This is a genomic window from Methylophaga sulfidovorans (genome assembly GCF_900114205.1).
GTDB lineage: Bacteria > Pseudomonadota > Gammaproteobacteria > Nitrosococcales > Methylophagaceae > Methylophaga > Methylophaga sulfidovorans.
In genome coordinates, this window is the sequence record NZ_FOSH01000022.1 from 11,865 (window position 1) to 28,529 (window position 16,665).

17 protein-coding genes and 1 riboswitch are annotated in these 16,665 nt (G+C 43.8%); of the genes, 1 reads left to right on the forward strand and 16 read right to left on the reverse strand.

Going from position 1 to position 16,665, the window contains the following annotated elements; all coding sequences use genetic code 11:
* Positions 1-3: 3 nt before the first annotated feature.
* The 16 genes from BM232_RS14025 to BM232_RS15155 all read right to left on the reverse strand — a co-directional run bounded on the left by BM232_RS14025 (position 4) and on the right by BM232_RS15155 (position 16,259).
* The gene (locus tag BM232_RS14025; protein WP_091715958.1) at positions 4-1,212 is read right to left on the reverse strand and encodes an NADH:ubiquinone reductase (Na(+)-transporting) subunit B; all 1,209 of its coding nucleotides are present in this window, start codon (positions 1,210-1,212) and stop codon (positions 4-6) included.
* Between the two features lie 3 nt (positions 1,213-1,215).
* A complete protein-coding gene (locus BM232_RS14030; protein WP_091715961.1) occupies positions 1,216-2,565 on the reverse strand; it encodes a Na(+)-translocating NADH-quinone reductase subunit A in 1,350 nt (449 codons plus the stop codon).
* Between the two features lie 130 nt (positions 2,566-2,695).
* Positions 2,696-3,853 carry an MFS transporter gene (locus BM232_RS14035; RefSeq protein ID WP_177207341.1) on the reverse strand — a complete coding sequence of 386 codons (1,158 nt, stop codon included), beginning with the start codon at positions 3,851-3,853 and terminating at the stop codon, positions 2,696-2,698.
* A 9-nt stretch (positions 3,854-3,862) separates the two neighbouring features.
* A complete protein-coding gene (gene aroC, locus BM232_RS14040; protein ID WP_091715963.1) occupies positions 3,863-4,960 on the reverse strand; it encodes a chorismate synthase in 1,098 nt (365 codons plus the stop codon).
* Between the two features lie 25 nt (positions 4,961-4,985).
* Positions 4,986-6,344, reverse strand: coding sequence for a magnesium transporter (gene mgtE / locus BM232_RS14045; protein ID WP_091715965.1), 1,359 nt, complete (start codon positions 6,342-6,344; stop codon positions 4,986-4,988).
* Positions 6,345-6,521: 177 nt separating this feature from the next.
* Positions 6,522-8,270, reverse strand: a complete 1,749-nt coding sequence (ptsP, locus tag BM232_RS14050; protein WP_091715967.1) for a phosphoenolpyruvate--protein phosphotransferase — start codon at positions 8,268-8,270, stop codon at positions 6,522-6,524.
* Positions 8,267-8,536 carry an HPr family phosphocarrier protein gene (locus BM232_RS14055; RefSeq protein ID WP_091715969.1) on the reverse strand — a complete coding sequence of 90 codons (270 nt, stop codon included), beginning with the start codon at positions 8,534-8,536 and terminating at the stop codon, positions 8,267-8,269. The genes ptsP and BM232_RS14055 overlap by 4 nt, the downstream gene beginning before the upstream one ends.
* Positions 8,533-8,940 (reverse strand): PTS sugar transporter subunit IIA, encoded by a 408-nt coding sequence (locus BM232_RS14060; RefSeq protein WP_007147046.1) that lies wholly within the window; start codon positions 8,938-8,940, stop codon positions 8,533-8,535. The genes BM232_RS14055 and BM232_RS14060 overlap by 4 nt, the downstream gene beginning before the upstream one ends.
* A 116-nt stretch (positions 8,941-9,056) precedes the next feature.
* Positions 9,057-9,575, reverse strand: coding sequence for an HPr kinase/phosphorylase (locus tag BM232_RS14065; protein ID WP_091715972.1), 519 nt, complete (start codon positions 9,573-9,575; stop codon positions 9,057-9,059).
* Between the two features lie 2 nt (positions 9,576-9,577).
* Positions 9,578-10,039 (reverse strand): PTS sugar transporter subunit IIA, encoded by a 462-nt coding sequence (locus BM232_RS14070; RefSeq protein ID WP_091715974.1) that lies wholly within the window; start codon positions 10,037-10,039, stop codon positions 9,578-9,580.
* 13 nt (positions 10,040-10,052) lie between these two features.
* Positions 10,053-10,379 (reverse strand): ribosome hibernation-promoting factor, HPF/YfiA family, encoded by a 327-nt coding sequence (hpf, locus tag BM232_RS14075; protein ID WP_007147043.1) that lies wholly within the window; start codon positions 10,377-10,379, stop codon positions 10,053-10,055.
* A 37-nt stretch (positions 10,380-10,416) separates the two neighbouring features.
* On the reverse strand, positions 10,417-11,871 hold the full coding sequence (locus tag BM232_RS14080; protein WP_091715976.1) for an RNA polymerase factor sigma-54: 1,455 nt from the start codon (positions 11,869-11,871) through the stop codon (positions 10,417-10,419).
* 94 nt (positions 11,872-11,965) lie between these two features.
* Positions 11,966-12,817 carry a methylenetetrahydrofolate reductase [NAD(P)H] gene (metF, locus tag BM232_RS14085; RefSeq protein WP_091715979.1) on the reverse strand — a complete coding sequence of 284 codons (852 nt, stop codon included), beginning with the start codon at positions 12,815-12,817 and terminating at the stop codon, positions 11,966-11,968.
* A gap of 63 nt (positions 12,818-12,880) precedes the next feature.
* On the reverse strand, positions 12,881-14,191 hold the full coding sequence (gene ahcY / locus BM232_RS14090) for an adenosylhomocysteinase (protein ID WP_091715983.1): 1,311 nt from the start codon (positions 14,189-14,191) through the stop codon (positions 12,881-12,883).
* A 20-nt stretch (positions 14,192-14,211) separates the two neighbouring features.
* Positions 14,212-15,372, reverse strand: coding sequence for a methionine adenosyltransferase (gene metK / locus BM232_RS14095; protein ID WP_091715987.1), 1,161 nt, complete (start codon positions 15,370-15,372; stop codon positions 14,212-14,214).
* Between the two features lie 90 nt (positions 15,373-15,462).
* Positions 15,463-15,541, reverse strand: a riboswitch (S-adenosyl-L-homocysteine riboswitch).
* Between the two features lie 103 nt (positions 15,542-15,644).
* Entirely contained in the window at positions 15,645-16,259 is a 615-nt protein-coding gene (locus BM232_RS15155; protein ID WP_091715989.1) for a hypothetical protein, read from the reverse strand.
* 89 nt (positions 16,260-16,348) lie between these two features.
* On the opposite strand from BM232_RS15155, the gene BM232_RS14105 reads away from it, so the two are divergent.
* Positions 16,349-16,665, forward strand: a 317-nt coding sequence (locus tag BM232_RS14105) for a transposase (RefSeq protein ID WP_143092300.1), incomplete at its 3' end; no start/stop codon positions are given.

Here is a 16,665-nt window from a genome sequence, read left to right on the forward strand (position 1 = left end):
ATATTAACTTCGCTTCATTCTGCGTTTGATATTGGCCTGAACAACAAAATAGTCGATCAGGGGCGCGAAAATATTGCCAAATAATATGGCCAGCATAATGCCCTCAGGGAAGGCAGGGTTCACTACACGGATCATTACCGCCATAAAGCCAATCAACGCACCATATATCCAGCGACCTTTATTGGTCATAGCAGCAGATACAGGATCTGTTGCCATAAAGACCATACCGAAGGCGAGGCCGCCCATTGTGAGATGCCAATACCATGGAACACTAAACATCGGGTTGGTATCACTGCCAATCAGATTGAATAACAAAGATGTGGCGACCATACCCAGAAATACGCCCAGAATGATCCTGAAGTTGGCAACTCGGGTATAAATCAGAAACGCTGCGCCAATTAATATGGCTAAAGTGGATGTTTCACCCAGAGAGCCTGGCATGACACCTAAGAATGTTTGTGACCAGCTGTAGCCAGCTTCTTTCACCGCGTCGATACCACCAGATGCAGCAAGTGCAAGCGGAGTAGCACCAGTGTAGCCATCAACGGCAGTCCATACTGCGTCTCCTGACATTGCTGCAGGATAAGCGAAATAAAGAAACGCGCGACCAGTCAGGGCAGGGTTAAGGAAGTTTTTACCCGTACCACCGAAGACTTCTTTGCCAAGAACAACACCGAAAATGATACCAAGTGCGACCATCCATAATGGTGTTGATGGTGGTAGTGTTAATGTGTACAGCATGGAACTGACTAAGAAACCTTCATTAACTTCATGGTTTCTTACGGCGGCAAAGATGACTTCAAAAATACCACCAGCGACTAAGGTTGTTATGTACATGGGTAAAAAGTAGAGCAACCCATAAAACATATTGGCGAATACACTATTCGGATCGTGGGCGATACCTAATGTACTCATTACCCAGTTACGCCAGCCATCCAAGCCAGTCATGCCCATTTGGCTAATGGCATTATTTGCCTGAAAACCAGTATTCCAAAGCATCAACAATAATACGGGGAATGTCGCTACAACGACATAACTCATTACCCGTTTTAGATCGATGGCATCACGAACATGAGGAGAACCTCGTGTTACATCAGCGGGTGAATAAATAAATGTATCCACCATCTCATATAACGCGAAATACTTTTCGTACGGGCCGCCTTTCTGAAATTGTGGCTCGATACGATCAAGAAAACGTCTTAAGCGTGCCATCAACTATCCTTCTATCTCAATTTGTGTCAGGTTTGATCTCAGTGCAGGGCCATAGTCATATTTGCCTGAACAGACAAAGGAGCATAGTGACAAATCTTCTTCGTCAAGCTCTAAACAACCAAGCGCTTGTGCTGTATCGGTATCTTTGACCAGCAATGAACGTAGTAACTGTGTCGGTAAAATATCCAGTGGCATAACACGTTCAAACACGCCGACAGGTACCATTGCTCTGGGACTGCCATTTTGTGATGTCGTCAGGGCCACTTCTTTTTGACCTAAAATACTGGAAAAGAAAACATTGAGTGAAGAAAACTTACCTTTACCGCCAGGACGAATCCAGCCAAGTAATTCTCGTTCAATACCTTCTGCAATAACTGAAATTTGATTATGAAATCTGCCTAAATAGGCTGCCCAGTTATTGGCTGTGTGACCATGTAAAACCGACCCCGAAACGATACGTGATGGAATATTTTGTACTTCACCCAACACGAGATCTTGAGTACTTGCACCTAAACGTGTACGAATCAATCGTGGTTTATTGACTAAAGGCCCAGCAAAAGCGATAACACGCTCAACCCAAAGACGACCCGTAGTGAAGAGTTTGCCAATTGCTATCACGTCCTGATATCCAATTGTCCATACTGATTTACTGGCATTGACAGGATCAAGCAGGTGAATATGTGTACCCGCTAAACCGGCAGGGTGAGGACCTGAGAAGGTATGTACTTCGATATTGCTTTTTTGGTTAACCGGAAGAGCTGTATCAGGTGCCTGACAGACATAGACTTTGCCTTCTGTCAGTTGGCTGAGGATGGTTAAGCCATGTTTAAAATCTTCAGCATGTTCGTTAATGATGATGCTTGGGTCAGCAGCAAGAGGATTAGTATCAATGGCTGTGACAAAAATAGCGTGCGGAACGGCATCTACAGCAGGAGAACGGCTATAAGGACGTGTTCGGAATGCCAACCATAATCCTGAGTCAATTAAGTTTTTGCTTATATCCGTTCTTTTAAGATTATCGAGCTTATTTATATCGTATTGCTCGAATGTGATCTCATCGTCGCCTTCCAGTTCAATGACAACTGATTGTAAAGCACGCTTGGCACCGCGATTGATGGATTTGACTGTTCCTGCGCCTGGAGAGGTGAATTGAACACCTGGGTTTTTCTTATCAGTAAATAATGGTTGTCCGAGTTTGACCTTCTGGCCTTCTTCAACCATCATCGTAGGCCTCATACCTACATATTCATTGCCCAATATGGCTACCGAATTGACTTTATTGCCATCGTAGATAGTTTGTTCGGGTTTCCCCGAAATGGGCAAATCTAGCCCTTTCTTAATCGAGAAATGCATACTTCACCTGGTCAGGAGACAACGGACGTACCTGCTATCTGTGTTACGTTAAATTCCCAGCCTGTAAGTATAAGTATTGTTTTCGATGAAAGAAAGAACAAATCCGGATAAATATTAGCTCAAATCATCATTATGTATGGATTTGCTCGGTTTCTTTTAGCCATCGATAGGCAATAATGAATCCTAAAAGACTGAGTATGCTGGCAATGAGGAATGTCCAGGCGGCCCCGGGGCTATCCCATAAATAGCCACTAAATAAGCTGCCAATGACGCCTCCAACCCCAAAACTTGCGCTGCTGTATAAGGCTTGTCCTCGGCCTTGTGTTTTTCCAATAAAATGACGGTGAACCCAGGCAATAGCTGAGGCATGAAAACTGCCGTAGCTAGCCGCATGTAAAAACTGAGCAACAATCAATACAGGCAGGTTTTGCGGAAAGATAGCTATCAACAGCCAGCGAAGTGATGTTAATAATAGACTGACCATAAAGACGTTACGCAATCCAAACTTGGGTAGCCAACGATGCATAACAAGAAAAATAATCACTTCGGACATAACACCCAGCGCCCAAAGTTGGCCAATAAGACTACTACTATAGCCATACTGCTCAAGATAGATTGTATAAAATGTGTAATAAGGGCCATGGCTGGCTTGCATTAACAAGCAGATTAGTAAAAAAGCAATAACACTGGGTCGCTTCAGTATGGCTTTTAATGAGATTGTACTGTGGTCTGCGGTGTTTGATGATTCAGGCACGGTAAGGCTGAATAGCCATATACCTGTAATACTGATTAATAATGCGATAGGAATAATCTTGGGCTCAAAGTGCTCAAGTAAATTGCCTAACACCATTACAATGACAATAAAGCCGATAGAACCCCATAAACGAATTTTGCTGTAATGATGACTATGTTCGCCGAGATGTTGCAGTGTGGTGACTTCAACCTGAGGTAATGACGCGTTCCAAAAGAAGCTAAACAGCATCAGAATCAATGCGACACCGAGGTAAGATTGGTCAACAAAGATGGCGGCGAAGACTATGATAGTCGCAAAACTGGCAAGTCTCACAATTCTCATGCGGCGTCCATAATGATCGGCTAACCAGCCCCAGATATTAGGGGCGATAATTCTTGAGCCCATAAGGATTGCCGTTAGTTCACCGATCTGACTTGGACTAAAGCCTTCCCATTTCAGGTAAAGGCTCCAGTACGGTACTAAGATGCCAAGACAAGCAAAGTAAAAAAAATAAAAGCCGGACAGGCGCCAGTATGGCAATTGAGATAAAGGCACCTGAATGAGTTAAGCCTGAGCAGGAATGATCGGGGTATCGGTAGTGACATCCATATTTTGAGCACGATGTCGTAACACATGATCCATCAAAACTAATGCCAGCATAGCTTCGGCAATAGGTGTCGCGCGAATACCGACACAGGGATCGTGGCGACCTTTCGTTACAACTTCAATTGCATTACCTTGTGTGTCGACGCTGCGGCCTGGTAAACGTAGGCTGGAAGTCGGTTTTAACGCGATGCTGACAAGTAAATCCTGACCGCTGGTAATACCACCTAGTGTGCCGCCCGCATGATTACTGAGAAACCCTTCAGCAGTAATTTCATCGCGATGTTCAGTACCTTTTTGCGTGACCGAATCAAAGCCTGCACCAATCTCAACACCTTTGACTGCATTGATGCTCATCATGGCGTGTGCGATATCAGCATCTATACGATCAAATATCGGTTCTCCAAGTCCAACCGGTACATGTCGAGCAACGATGTTAATTCTGGCACCAACCGAATTGCCTTCTTTGCGTAAGGCGTCCATATAGGCCTCGAGTTCAGTTTCTTTATCTGGGTCAGGTGAGAAAAAGGCACTTTTTTCTATATGTGACCAATCTAACTTTTCTGTTTTTATTGGGCCGAGTTGTGATAGGTATGCCTGTATTTCAATACCATAACGCTGACGAAGGTATTTTTTGGCAATACCGCCTGCCGCGACGCGCATTGCCGTTTCTCTGGCAGAGGAACGACCACCACCACGATAGTCACGTACCCCATATTTCTGGTGGTAAGTGTAATCAGCATGTGCGGGTCTGAACTGATGCATGATGTTGCCGTAATCTTTGGAACGTTGATCCACATTTTCAATCAACATACCAATTGGGGTGCCTGTTGTCTTACCTTCAAAAACCCCAGACAGAATTTTGACCTGATCGGGTTCACGGCGTTGTGTCTCATGGCGAGTTTTACCTGGGCGACGGCGATCCAGATCGCTTTGTAAATCTGCTTCGCTTAATTCTAGTCCGGGAGGGCAGCCATCAACGATACAACCTAAAGCTGAGCCATGACTCTCCCCAAACGTGGTGACAGTGAAGAGTTTTCCAAAGGTATTACCTGACATATCTCGTTCCGATTCCGAGTAAAGGTTAAACAATAAATAATTTGGCAAAGCCTAAAAAGGCCATAAAACCGACCACATCTGTGACAGTCGTGAGTAACACGCTGCCAGATAGGGCCGGATCAATACCTATTCGCTTCAGCCCCAGCGGTATAGTCACGCCGGCAAGAGCTGCTGCCACCAGATTAATAACGATGGCAGTACCAATGAGTAGTCCTAAAGACACGCTATTAAACCAGATCACAGTCACTATCGCGATAGCCGTGGCCCATATCAAGCCATTTGTCGCGCCAACCAGCATTTCTTTGCGCAATAACCAGCGTTCATTTTTACTATTCAGTTGGCCTAATGCCATAGAGCGAATGACCAGCGTTAAGGTCTGGCTTCCGGCTATGCCACCCATACTGGCAACAATAGGCATAAGCACTGCAAGAGCGACCTGCTTTTGAATGGTTGTTTCAAATAAACCAATGACCCATGACGCCAGAAAGGCTGTTAGCAGATTCACAGCAAGCCATACCGAACGACGATGGACACTGCGTTTGACGGTAGCAAAGGTGTCTTCATCTTCACCCAAACCTGCCATACTCAGCATCGAATGTTCTGCTTCATCACGAATAACGTCAACGACGTCATCAATGGTGATACGACCGAGTAAGCGATTATCTTTATCGACCACGGGAGCAGATATCAGATCATGTTTTTCAAATCGTCTGGCAACATCGCGATCCGTCATATTCGCTGGAATCGGATCGACCTGGTGCGACATCACTTCACTTACCAATAGCGAGCGATTTCGGCTCACCACTTGTGATAAACGTAATGTGCCCAGATAGTGATCGTTATGATCAACCACATATAAACTGTCGGTATTTTCTGGTAATTCACCCAGCATGCGCAGGTAGCGTAAAACAACCTCAAGCGTGATATCTGTTCGTACCGTGGTGACGTCTGTATTCATCAGACCACCGGCACTTTCCTCATCGTAGGCTAAAACAGCTTCAACACGGCGTCGATGCTGAATATCCATAGCCCGCAAGATTTCATGCACGACATGATCCGGCAGATCTTGCAGAATATCGGCGATATCATCGGTATCAAGATCTTCTGTGGCATTAATCAGATCAGCCGTATCCATATCTGTCATCAGATCGGTACGGACTTCCTCACCGATGTATGACAGGACTTCACCACGTAAATCCGGATTAATTAATGGCCAACAGATTTTCCGCTCATTAGGAGGTAAAGATTCGAGGAGATGCGCTGTTTCAGCTGGATGCAATCCTGCTAATAACCGACGCATTCTGACAAAACGACCACTTTGCAAGGCATCAGATAAAGCGTTAATAGATTGATTCAGGGCGTGATCGTGGTCCAGCTCAGACATATCCAGTTCTCAACAACGGAGGTTTTTTAGGATTGTGATTAGTGCTTATTCTAGCTTGCTTGCCGCTTGCTGAATAGCGCGAAATGCATAGTAAGCAGTCAAACTAAGGAGATTGAGAGGTTTTTTGCTGAGGGCTGACATCAACAAATAGGATCTGATGTCAGCAGGTGTTCATCATTAGTGAGTCGGACCGTTAATTTCCTCAAGCAATAAGTCCAGCGTCAATGGATCACTGGTATTCATGATGTCCAGTATGTTGAGGGGAAGTTCATTCAGGTTAGTTTCATTGATTACCTGTTTTACTTCGAGTATGGCATTGGGATGCATACTGAAGTTTTCCAATCCCATGGCAAGTAGCAGCCTTGTGTAACGCGGATCACCAGCCATCTCACCACACATGGATACATCCACATTGTGCATTTTTCCAGCCTGCAGGGTCATGTATATAAGACGTAATACAGCCGGGTGAAGAGGGTCATAAAGGTAGTTAACATGATCATCGATACGATCTATGGCCAGTGTGTACTGGATTAAGTCATTCGTGCCGATAGAGAGAAAGTCGACCTGCTGAGCAAATATTTCTGCACAAACAGCACTGGCTGGAATTTCGATCATGGCACCCACTTCAATATGATGATCGTATTCCAGATGCTCTTTATCTAATTCCTGTTTGCATTGTTCAAGCAGATTCTTTGCTTGTAACAGTTCATTCATCGTGGAAATCATCGGGAACATGATTTTGATTTTGCCAAAAGCAGAAGCGCGTAAAATTGCACGCAACTGGGTGCGGAACATGGCGGGTTGACTCAGACACAGGCGTATAGCACGTAAACCTAAAGCTGGATTGGTCACTACGGTCTGATTAAGGTTACGACCACCATCAACGGTTTTGTCTGCACCTAAGTCGAATGTCCGTATTGTCACAGGATGATTATTCATGCCCTCAACCACATCGCGATAGGCGGCTAACTGTTCTTCTTCCTCTGGTGGCGATAAGCGGTTCATGTATAAAAACTCTGTACGATAGAGTCCAATACCTTGGGCTCCTGCACTGCTAATCGTGGTGACATCTTCAGGTAGTTCAGCATTGGCTAGCAGCACGACTGATTTACCATCTCGTGTTTTCGTGGGTTGTGACTTGTAACGACTAAGGGACGAGATATGCTCACGGAAAGCAATTAAGCGACCTTCATATTCATACTGCGTGCGTTCATCAGCACCCAGCAACATAACCCCTGTCTCACCATCAACGATCAGCGGTTCGTTATCCTGAACATAACGGCGAACAGATTCGACACCGACAATAGCCGGGATGCCCAGACTTCTTGCCAGAATGGTGGTGTGGGAGGTTGCACCACCATGTTCGGTCACGAAGGCAACAATACCCTGATGTTGCATGAGCACAGTGTCTGCCGGGGTTAAATCCTCAGCAATAATAATGTGACCTTTTAGCCTGCCATCCGGAATTTCATGATCCGCGACTTCTTGATCAGCCAAAATACGGTGAATACGATTCACCACATGATCAACATCATCACGTCGTGTACGCAGATAGGGGTCATCCATCTCATTAAACACATTAATCAGCGCATCACGTTGTAACTGCAATGCCCATTCAGCATTACAACGGCGCTGGCGGATCATCTCCACCGGAATCTTATTTAATGATGAATCATTCAACATCAATAAATGAGTATCAATGAACGATGTCACATCAGAAGGCGCATTGGCTGGAATATGATTTCGAATCGATTTCAGCTGTTGTCTTGCCTGATCAATAGCATCGAGAAAGCGATCGACTTCTTGCTCTATTGCAAAGGCGGGGATCAAGTACTCGCGAACATCCGGCTGATTATGAAAAAGAATATGGGCACGCCCCATAGCAATGCCGCGAGAGACGCCAATTCCTTGTAGCTCAAGCGTCATTCACCTTCTCCGAAAAAATCATTAATAAGCGTATCCAACGCTTCTAAAGCCTGTTCAGCATCATCACCTTCAGCAGTCACAGTAATTTGTGATCCTTTGGCTGCTGCCAACATCATCACGCCCATAATGCTTTTGCCATTAACGGTTCTACTTTCTCTGGCAACGGTAATTTCAGCATCATAAACGGAAGCGGTAGTGACAAATTTAGCTGCCGCCCGTGCATGTAAACCGAGTTTATTAATAATCGTGAATGTTTTTGTCATCATTTTCTTGAATAGCCTGTGTGATGACAGCGAACCACACCCTCTTGTCCACCGCTCAAGGCTTTGATTTCAAGTTCTTCTAGGTTTAGGGCTGGGTAGTTTAAAACGCGTATCAACATGGGTAGGTTTAAGCCTGAAACAACGCGGATATCTGTTCTATCCGATACCGCACAAGCTATATTACTTGGCGTTGAGCCAAACATGTCAGTCAGTATGAGAATACCGTGACCTTGGTCAAGTTTTTTTAGATCTTCATCCATTTCCAAGCGGATTGCTTCAGGGTTGTCTTTGGTCTGAATGGAAATCACTTTTGTTGGAAGTGGGCAACAAGATAACATTTGACGAGCGGTATTAATCAGCTCCGTTCCGATGTTATTGTGCGAAACAAGTAAAATGCCTACGGTCATATTAGTTCTCTAAAAAAACAGCATCGCTGTGTATAGACAAATTGGCTTAGCCTCTGTCTTGTAACGGTAATGAATGTAATGGATATACCATTTGTCATCAAGTCTATGTGAAAGCATTACTGCTGAACTTGCTGTTGTTGACGGTATTTTAACTGTTCATTTGCATTATTTGTTGACTGTTGCATGTTCAACCAGGTTAACAGACGAACTATCACCGGTACCGGATTAGACAGAGAGAGATGCAATGTAGGTATCTTGATACCAAGAATCGTTTTATTTGTTTGGTTGCCTTCCAGATGACTATCCATGGTCAATGTCTGATGAAGGATAAGTTGGTAGTGAAGCGGAACAAAATCAGCGACATGCGCCGGGCCAAACTGGTGTTTGATATTGATAGTGCCAAGTTCACGTGTGTTAAGCAGGCTCTTTAACATTGGGGGAGAACGACCAATAAGTTGATTGTTCTCAATAGTGAGATCAATCACATCATCAGCTACTAATTGATGACCTTCAACGATTAATTGCAAAGCCAGGCTACTTTTTCCGATACCGGGGGGACCGCTAATCAGCACACCTAAACCATTGATACAAACCATTACCCCATAGCGTGAGTTGGTTTGTAATGCTTGGGCCATGGTTAAACTTCGTCGATGGAAAGGAGTAGTTCGAAAATTTGCTCGGCACTTGTTGCTTTACGCAACCTTTGGCAGATATCAGGATCACGAAATAGGGTAACAAGACGTGATAAATATTGTAGGTGATGGTCAGTATCTTCTTCTGGTACTAATAAACCAAAAGCAATATCGATAGGTTGATTATCGACGGACTCGAACGGAACAGGGGTTTCAAGGGTTAGCATAGCCGCAATGGTATGTGTCAGTCCCGGGACGCGGGCGTGGGGAATTGCCACGCCCTTGCCCAGACCAGTACTGCCTAATCGTTCTCGTTCTAATAAAACCTGAAATATTTTTTCTGCTGTTGTCGCGTTAGTGTTACTGGCTAACTTTTGACTTAAGTTTTCCAGTACTTTCTTTTTGCTGGTGGCATTGTCATGAAAGCTGATACTGTCAGCATTAACCAATAATGCGGCAATTAGCATAAAAAAATCTCGTTTAGTTGACGTTGTGCTTCATATCGGCACCGACAGATTGATGATGATCGGTAATTTTATCTTTATGCTTGATGATTTGGCGGTCAAGTTTAGCTACCAAATTCTCAATAGCAGAGTACATGTTTTCATTTTCATCCGAGGCGAACAAATCAGCACCACTTACATGAACAGTGGCTTCTGCTTTCTGACGTTGTTTTTCTACTGATAACACAACATGAACATTCGTCATGTGATCAAAATGGCGAGTCAATTTTTCGAATTTTTTGTTGACGTGATCGCGTAAGCTGTCAGTGATTTCGATATGTTGTCCGCTTAAATTTAACTGCATAATGATGGACTCCTTATTGAGTGATGATAACTGGTATTTATACCAGTCGTTTTCGCTCATTCGATGGCGCTATTGCCAACGTTTCACGATATTTTGCAATTGTGCGTCTGGCGACATTAATACCTTGTTCTCCGAGGATATCGGCAATTTTACTGTCGCTCAATGGTTTCCGTGGATTTTCTGCGGCAACCAGTTTCTTGATGATAGCGCGAATCGCTGTAGCTGAACATTCTCCGCCGGCATCTGTACTGACATGACTGGAGAAAAAGTATTTCAGTTCAAAAATTCCTCTCGGTGTATGAAGGTATTTGCGGGTTGTCACGCGAGAAATAGTGGATTCATGCATTTCTACGGCTTCAGCAATATCAGCCAAAACCAATGGCTTCATCGCTTCTTCACCAAAGTCGAGAAAGTCTTTTTGTCTTTCGATAATCGCTTCGGTGACTTTCAATAAGGTTTCGTTGCGGCTTTGTAAGCTTTTTAGAAACCAGCGTGCTTCCTGTAGATTATTTTTCAGATAGGTATTTTCTGCGCTGTTATCTGCTCTGTTAATTAATTGCGCATAATGTTCGGCTATTTGTAAACGCGGTGCATTATCCGGGTTGAGTGAGAGCACCCATTGGCCCTTAAATTTCTTTGCATAGACATCGGGAACAATATATTCCGTGGTATCTGTTTGGATTTGACTGCCAGGGCGTGGATTTAACAGTTGAATGGAACGAACTAATTCAGTGAGCTCATCATCAGAAACTTTCAGTGCGCGTTTGATTTGGGCGTAATCACGTTTGGCCAGGGTATCGAGATGTTTATCGATAAGCTCTTTCATCAGATCGATATGCGGTAAACCTGATTCTGCATAAACGCGAAGCTGAATTAGCAAACATTCGCGTAAATCACGGGCTGCCACCCCAACAGGATCAAAATGCTGAATACGATGGAGTACTGTTTCTATTTCATCCAGTTCTATTTCAGCAAACTCTTCACCTAAACTCGCTTGAATATCTTCCAGTGATGTTTTGAGATAACCATCATCTTCAATCGAATCAATGATGGTTGTCGCGATGGCTTCTTCAATTTCTGTGAAGTGAGTCAATCGCATTTGCCAGAGCAGATGTTGTTGCAACGAGTCGGTACTTTCGTCCTGATTTTCCCGCTCCATATCACCATCGTGGATGATATTACTGTTGCTGGTGTTTACAGGTTGATAATCGTAGGTATCTTCCCATTGGCTATCGACGGGCAGGTCTTCAGGAATGTTTTGATTCTCAAGTTCACTGATATCACGACTGGTTTGATCTTCAGTGTTTGATTTTCGAGCATTTTCGTCATAGTCGAAGTCTTCTTCCACTTCGAGTAGAGGATTACTCTCCAGAGCTTCCTGAATTTCTGTCTGTAACTCAAGCGAAGACAATTGCAGCAAACGAATGGCTTGCTGTAATTGCGGAGTCATCGACAGACTCTGGCCTACACGCAGCTGTAATGAGGGTTTCACGAGAATTCTTTATGTGTTTTGACGACCATGTAAATATGTTACCGCAAGTCTTGTGCCATTGCCTACAGGTACATAAAAAATCTTAATTTAAGATTTATTTAATCAGCCCTAAACGATCACAAATAGTCAGAGTCGGGTCAACTTTATTCATCGTGTAAAAATGAATGCCGGGCACGCCGAGTTCGATTAACTGCTGAGTAAAGTCAGTCAGAAAATCTACAGTGAAAGCACTCATGGAAGCGCTATCATCATAAAATGCTTCAAGTTTTTTACGTAACCAGCGAGGGATTTCTGCGCCACAATTTGCTGAAAAACGAGCAAGTTGAGTGAAGTTATTAATAGGCATAATGCCGGGAATAATCGGAATCTCTATGCCATGTTTCTGGCAGTTATCAACAAAATAGCGGTAAGCATCAATATTATAAAAGTACTGAGTGATAGCACTATTTGCGCCTGCATCGACTTTTCGCTTGAAATTAATGAGGTCATCGTTTGCTGATTGAGCTTGAGGATGGACTTCCGGATAAGCAGCTACTTCGATAGTGAAAAAGTCGCCTGTTTCTTTACGGATAAACTCAACCAGCTCATTGGCGTAACGAAAGTCACCGGGGGCTTGCATACCCGAAGGTAAGTCACCACGAAGTGCGACGATACGATGAATATCATTATTACGATAGGTATCTAATAAGGCACGGATACGCTCAGCAGAAGAGCCTACACAGGAAAGATGGGGAGCTGCGTCAATATTGGTCACCGCATGCTGTCTTTGAATGTCTATTACCGCATCCATCGTATTGTCTTGTGTTGAACCACCGGCACCAAAAGTCACCGAGAAAAATTCTGGTTTCAATGGGGTTAGTTGTTCTCTGACAGCGCTTAAGTTAGCAATGCCTTTTTCAGTTTTTGGTGGAAAGAATTCGCAGCTCAGTGTGAGATTTTTTGCCATATCAGTAACTTACATTAGAAAAATGGGCTGAAAAGATCAGCCCATTTTTACATTGATTAAAGATTAATATCTGTAATGTTCAGGTTTGAACGGACCTGTTTTTTCCAGTCCCAGATATTTCGCCTGCGCCTCAGTCAGCGTGGTGAGATTCGCACCAATTCGACCTAAATGCAGTTGTGCGACTTTTTCGTCCAGTTTTTTCGGCAATACATAGACTTTATTTTCATAATTGTCAGCATTTTGCCATAACTCAATTTGTGCCATGACTTGGTTAGTAAAGGAAGCTGACATCACAAAGCTAGGGTGACCGGTTGCACAGCCCAGATTCACCAAGCGTCCTTCTGCTAACAAAATGATACGTTTACCATCAGGGAAGATGACATGATCAACTTGAGGTTTGATGTTTTCCCACTCGTATTTACGCAATGAAGCAACATCAATTTCAGAATCAAAGTGACCGATATTACAAACGATAGCTTCATTTTTCATCTTCAGCATATGACCGTGATTGATAACGTCAATATTGCCGGTAGTGGTGACAAATATATCACCCATAGCAGCGACATCATCCATAGAGACAATGCGATAGCCTTCCATGCTGGCTTGTAGAGCACAGATGGGATCAATTTCAGTGACAAAAACCGTTGCGCCCATGCCGCGGAATGCCTGTGCACAACCCTTACCTACATCACCATAACCAAGGACAACACAGATTTTACCGGCGATCATCACGTCTGTAGCGCGTTTAATACCGTCCAATAATGACTCACGACAGCCATAAAGGTTATCAAACTTAGATTTAGTAACCGAGTCATTGACGTTGATGGCTGGGACTTTTAATGTGCCTTCTTTCATCATTTCATACAGACGGTGAACACCTGTCGTGGTTTCTTCTGACAGACCTTTGACGTCTTTCAGTAATTCTGGGTACTTATCGTGCATGATTTGAGTCAAATCACCACCATCGTCCAGAATCATATTTGGACGCCAGTTATCTGGCCCCATAATCGTTTGTTCAATACACCAGACTGCTTCTTCTTCCGTTTCACCTTTCCAGGCAAACACAGGGATATCTTGATCAGCAATAGCTGCAGCAGCATGATCTTGTGTTGAGAAGATGTTGCATGACGACCAGCGTACTTCGGCACCGAGTTCAACGAGTGTCTCAATTAACACGGCTGTCTGAATAGTCATATGTAGGCAGCCAGCGATGCGAGCACCTTTCAAAGGTGTTTGGCCCGCGTATTCTTCACGTAAGGCCATTAATCCTGGCATTTCGCTTTCAGCGATTTTGATTTCTTGATGACCCCATTTAGCCAGATTAATATCTGCGACTTTATAGTCGGGCGTCAGGTTTTCAATTGGTGATTCCATCATTATTTCCTCAAATTCTTTTATAAACCAGCAGCATCGCGTAATACATCTGCCATATCAGTTCTTTCCCAACTAAAATCGACATCTTCACGACCAAAATGACCATAAGCCGCTGTTGGTTGGTAGATAGGTTGGATTAAGTCGAGCATCTTAATTAAGCCAACCGGACGTAAATCAAAGTGTTCACGTACCAGTGCGACCAGTTTTTCTTGAGAAATTTTTCCGGTACCAAACGTCTCAACACTGATAGAAGTTGGATCGGCAACACCAATCGCGTAAGAAACCTGAATCTCACAGCGATCAGCTAAACCCGCTGCAACGATGTTTTTAGCAACATAGCGACCTGCATAAGCCGCACTGCGGTCAACTTTTGATGGATCTTTACCAGAGAAAGCGCCACCACCATGACGAGCCATACCACCGTAGGTATCTACAATGATTTTTCTTCCTGTCAGGCCACAGTCGCCAACAGGACCACCAATAATGAACTGCCCCGTCGGGTTGATATGAATTTTTGTATCTGCAGTTAACCACTCGGTAGGTAGTGTTGGTTTGATAATGCTTTCCATTACCGCTTCATGAAGACTGGCTTGTGAAATATCAGGGCTATGCTGTGTCGATAACACAACGGCATCAATACCGACAGGCTTGCCATCTTCATAGATGAATGTGACCTGGCTTTTAGCATCCGGACGTAACCAACTTAGTTCACCATTTTTGCGAACTTCAGACTGACGTTTGACCAAACGATGTGCGTAGGTGATTGGCGCAGGCATTAATACATCAGTTTCGTTACTGGCATAACCAAACATTAAACCTTGGTCACCAGCGCCCTGATGTTCTTCAGTATCTCTGTCAACACCCATTGCGATATCAGAAGATTGTTTACCAATCAATGACATTACGGCGCAGGTTTGACCATCAAAACCGACATCTGAGCTGTTATAACCGATATCAGTGATGGTTTTACGAACGACATCTTCGAGATCGACCCATGCTGATGTACTGATTTCACCAGCTACAATGGCTGTGCCGGTTTTAACTAATGTTTCGCAAGCAACGCGAGCATGGGGATCCTGACGAAGGATTTCATCAAGGATGGCATCTGAAATTTGATCGGCAACCTTGTCTGGATGCCCTTCCGATACAGATTCAGAAGTAAAAAGATAATTGCTACTCATAGTCAACTTCCTCATTACAATGAGATTGTGGTAATGATAGTTGTGCTATTTGAGGGGAATAAATCTCGCTCATTACTATCAGTTACCTGTTAATAATGAACGCAGTTAAAGAATGGGGTATTGAATAAGCCTAGCAGGTTGCTCACCTGTTGCAGCGTTCCTTATTCGATGGCGTATTTTAGCCTCTAAGTTGGTGAGTGACAAGTTATTACAGGGTAAATAGTAAATCTCCCTTCCCCCAATATAGGGGAAGGGAGATTTATGTACTTAAACTATTGAGTTTTGACCTTCCGACGAAAGCCGACCATACCTAGTAATGCTGGAGTAAATAGGAAGGCTGCTGCCGGAACTGGAACTGCTGAAGGCGGTTGTTGTAACGAACCATAAACGGGATCGCGTAAGCCACATTCAAGATCGGAATTATAATCACAAGTAAATATTGCAGAACGAATTGAGTTTGTGGATATAATTCCACCAAATAACGATGAAGCTTGTCCTCCGAAAGCAACTACACCCAAGAGCGTTCCTGTACCATTTAGGCCGTCAAAAATTTTAATTACACCACCGTCTATTGGATTAGATGTAATACCAATCCCGTTGATACCTCCTGCGAAGTTTAATCCCACGTGCGGAGTACTTGCGCCAAAGAAACCTTCTCCGTTAAGAATGTAATCATCACTACGGACATTGGATAGAGGGCCAAAAAACTCAGCATCTGAAAAATCATTATCGATGGTATCTGTCGTTTCACCGATATAAGCTGAAGTATCGATGATAGCACTTGAATCAAGTGCGCTTTGAAATGTAGCCTGGTTAGAATAAGTCATTGTCGAAGCGTGAACGCTAAATGTGAGTATGCTTAACAAGCCGAACATTATATATTTCATTTTTGAACTCCAAAGATGTTGGACATAAATGTTGCAATAATAAGTATAGGGGCTGATCCAGATAATACTTAAAAAGGTATTATCTGAGCATGAGAAAAAGCCGATTGAGCTGGTACAAGCAACAGCGATTAATTGAGTTATTTGTAGGGGGAGTAACAGCCCGCACCGCAGCATCTTTAGTTGGTGTGAATGTGAAAACAGCCATTGGCTATTTTCAACGTTTAAGGACGTTGATTTATGAGCATAGTGAACACCTTGAATTATTAGAAGGTGAGATCGAAGCTGATGAAAGTTATTTCGGTGGCAGTCGCAAAGGTAAGCGAGGCCGAGGGGCTGGAGGTAAAGTACCGGTGTTTGGCCTGCTAAAGCGCAATGGCATGGTATTTACGGTAGTTATACCTGATGC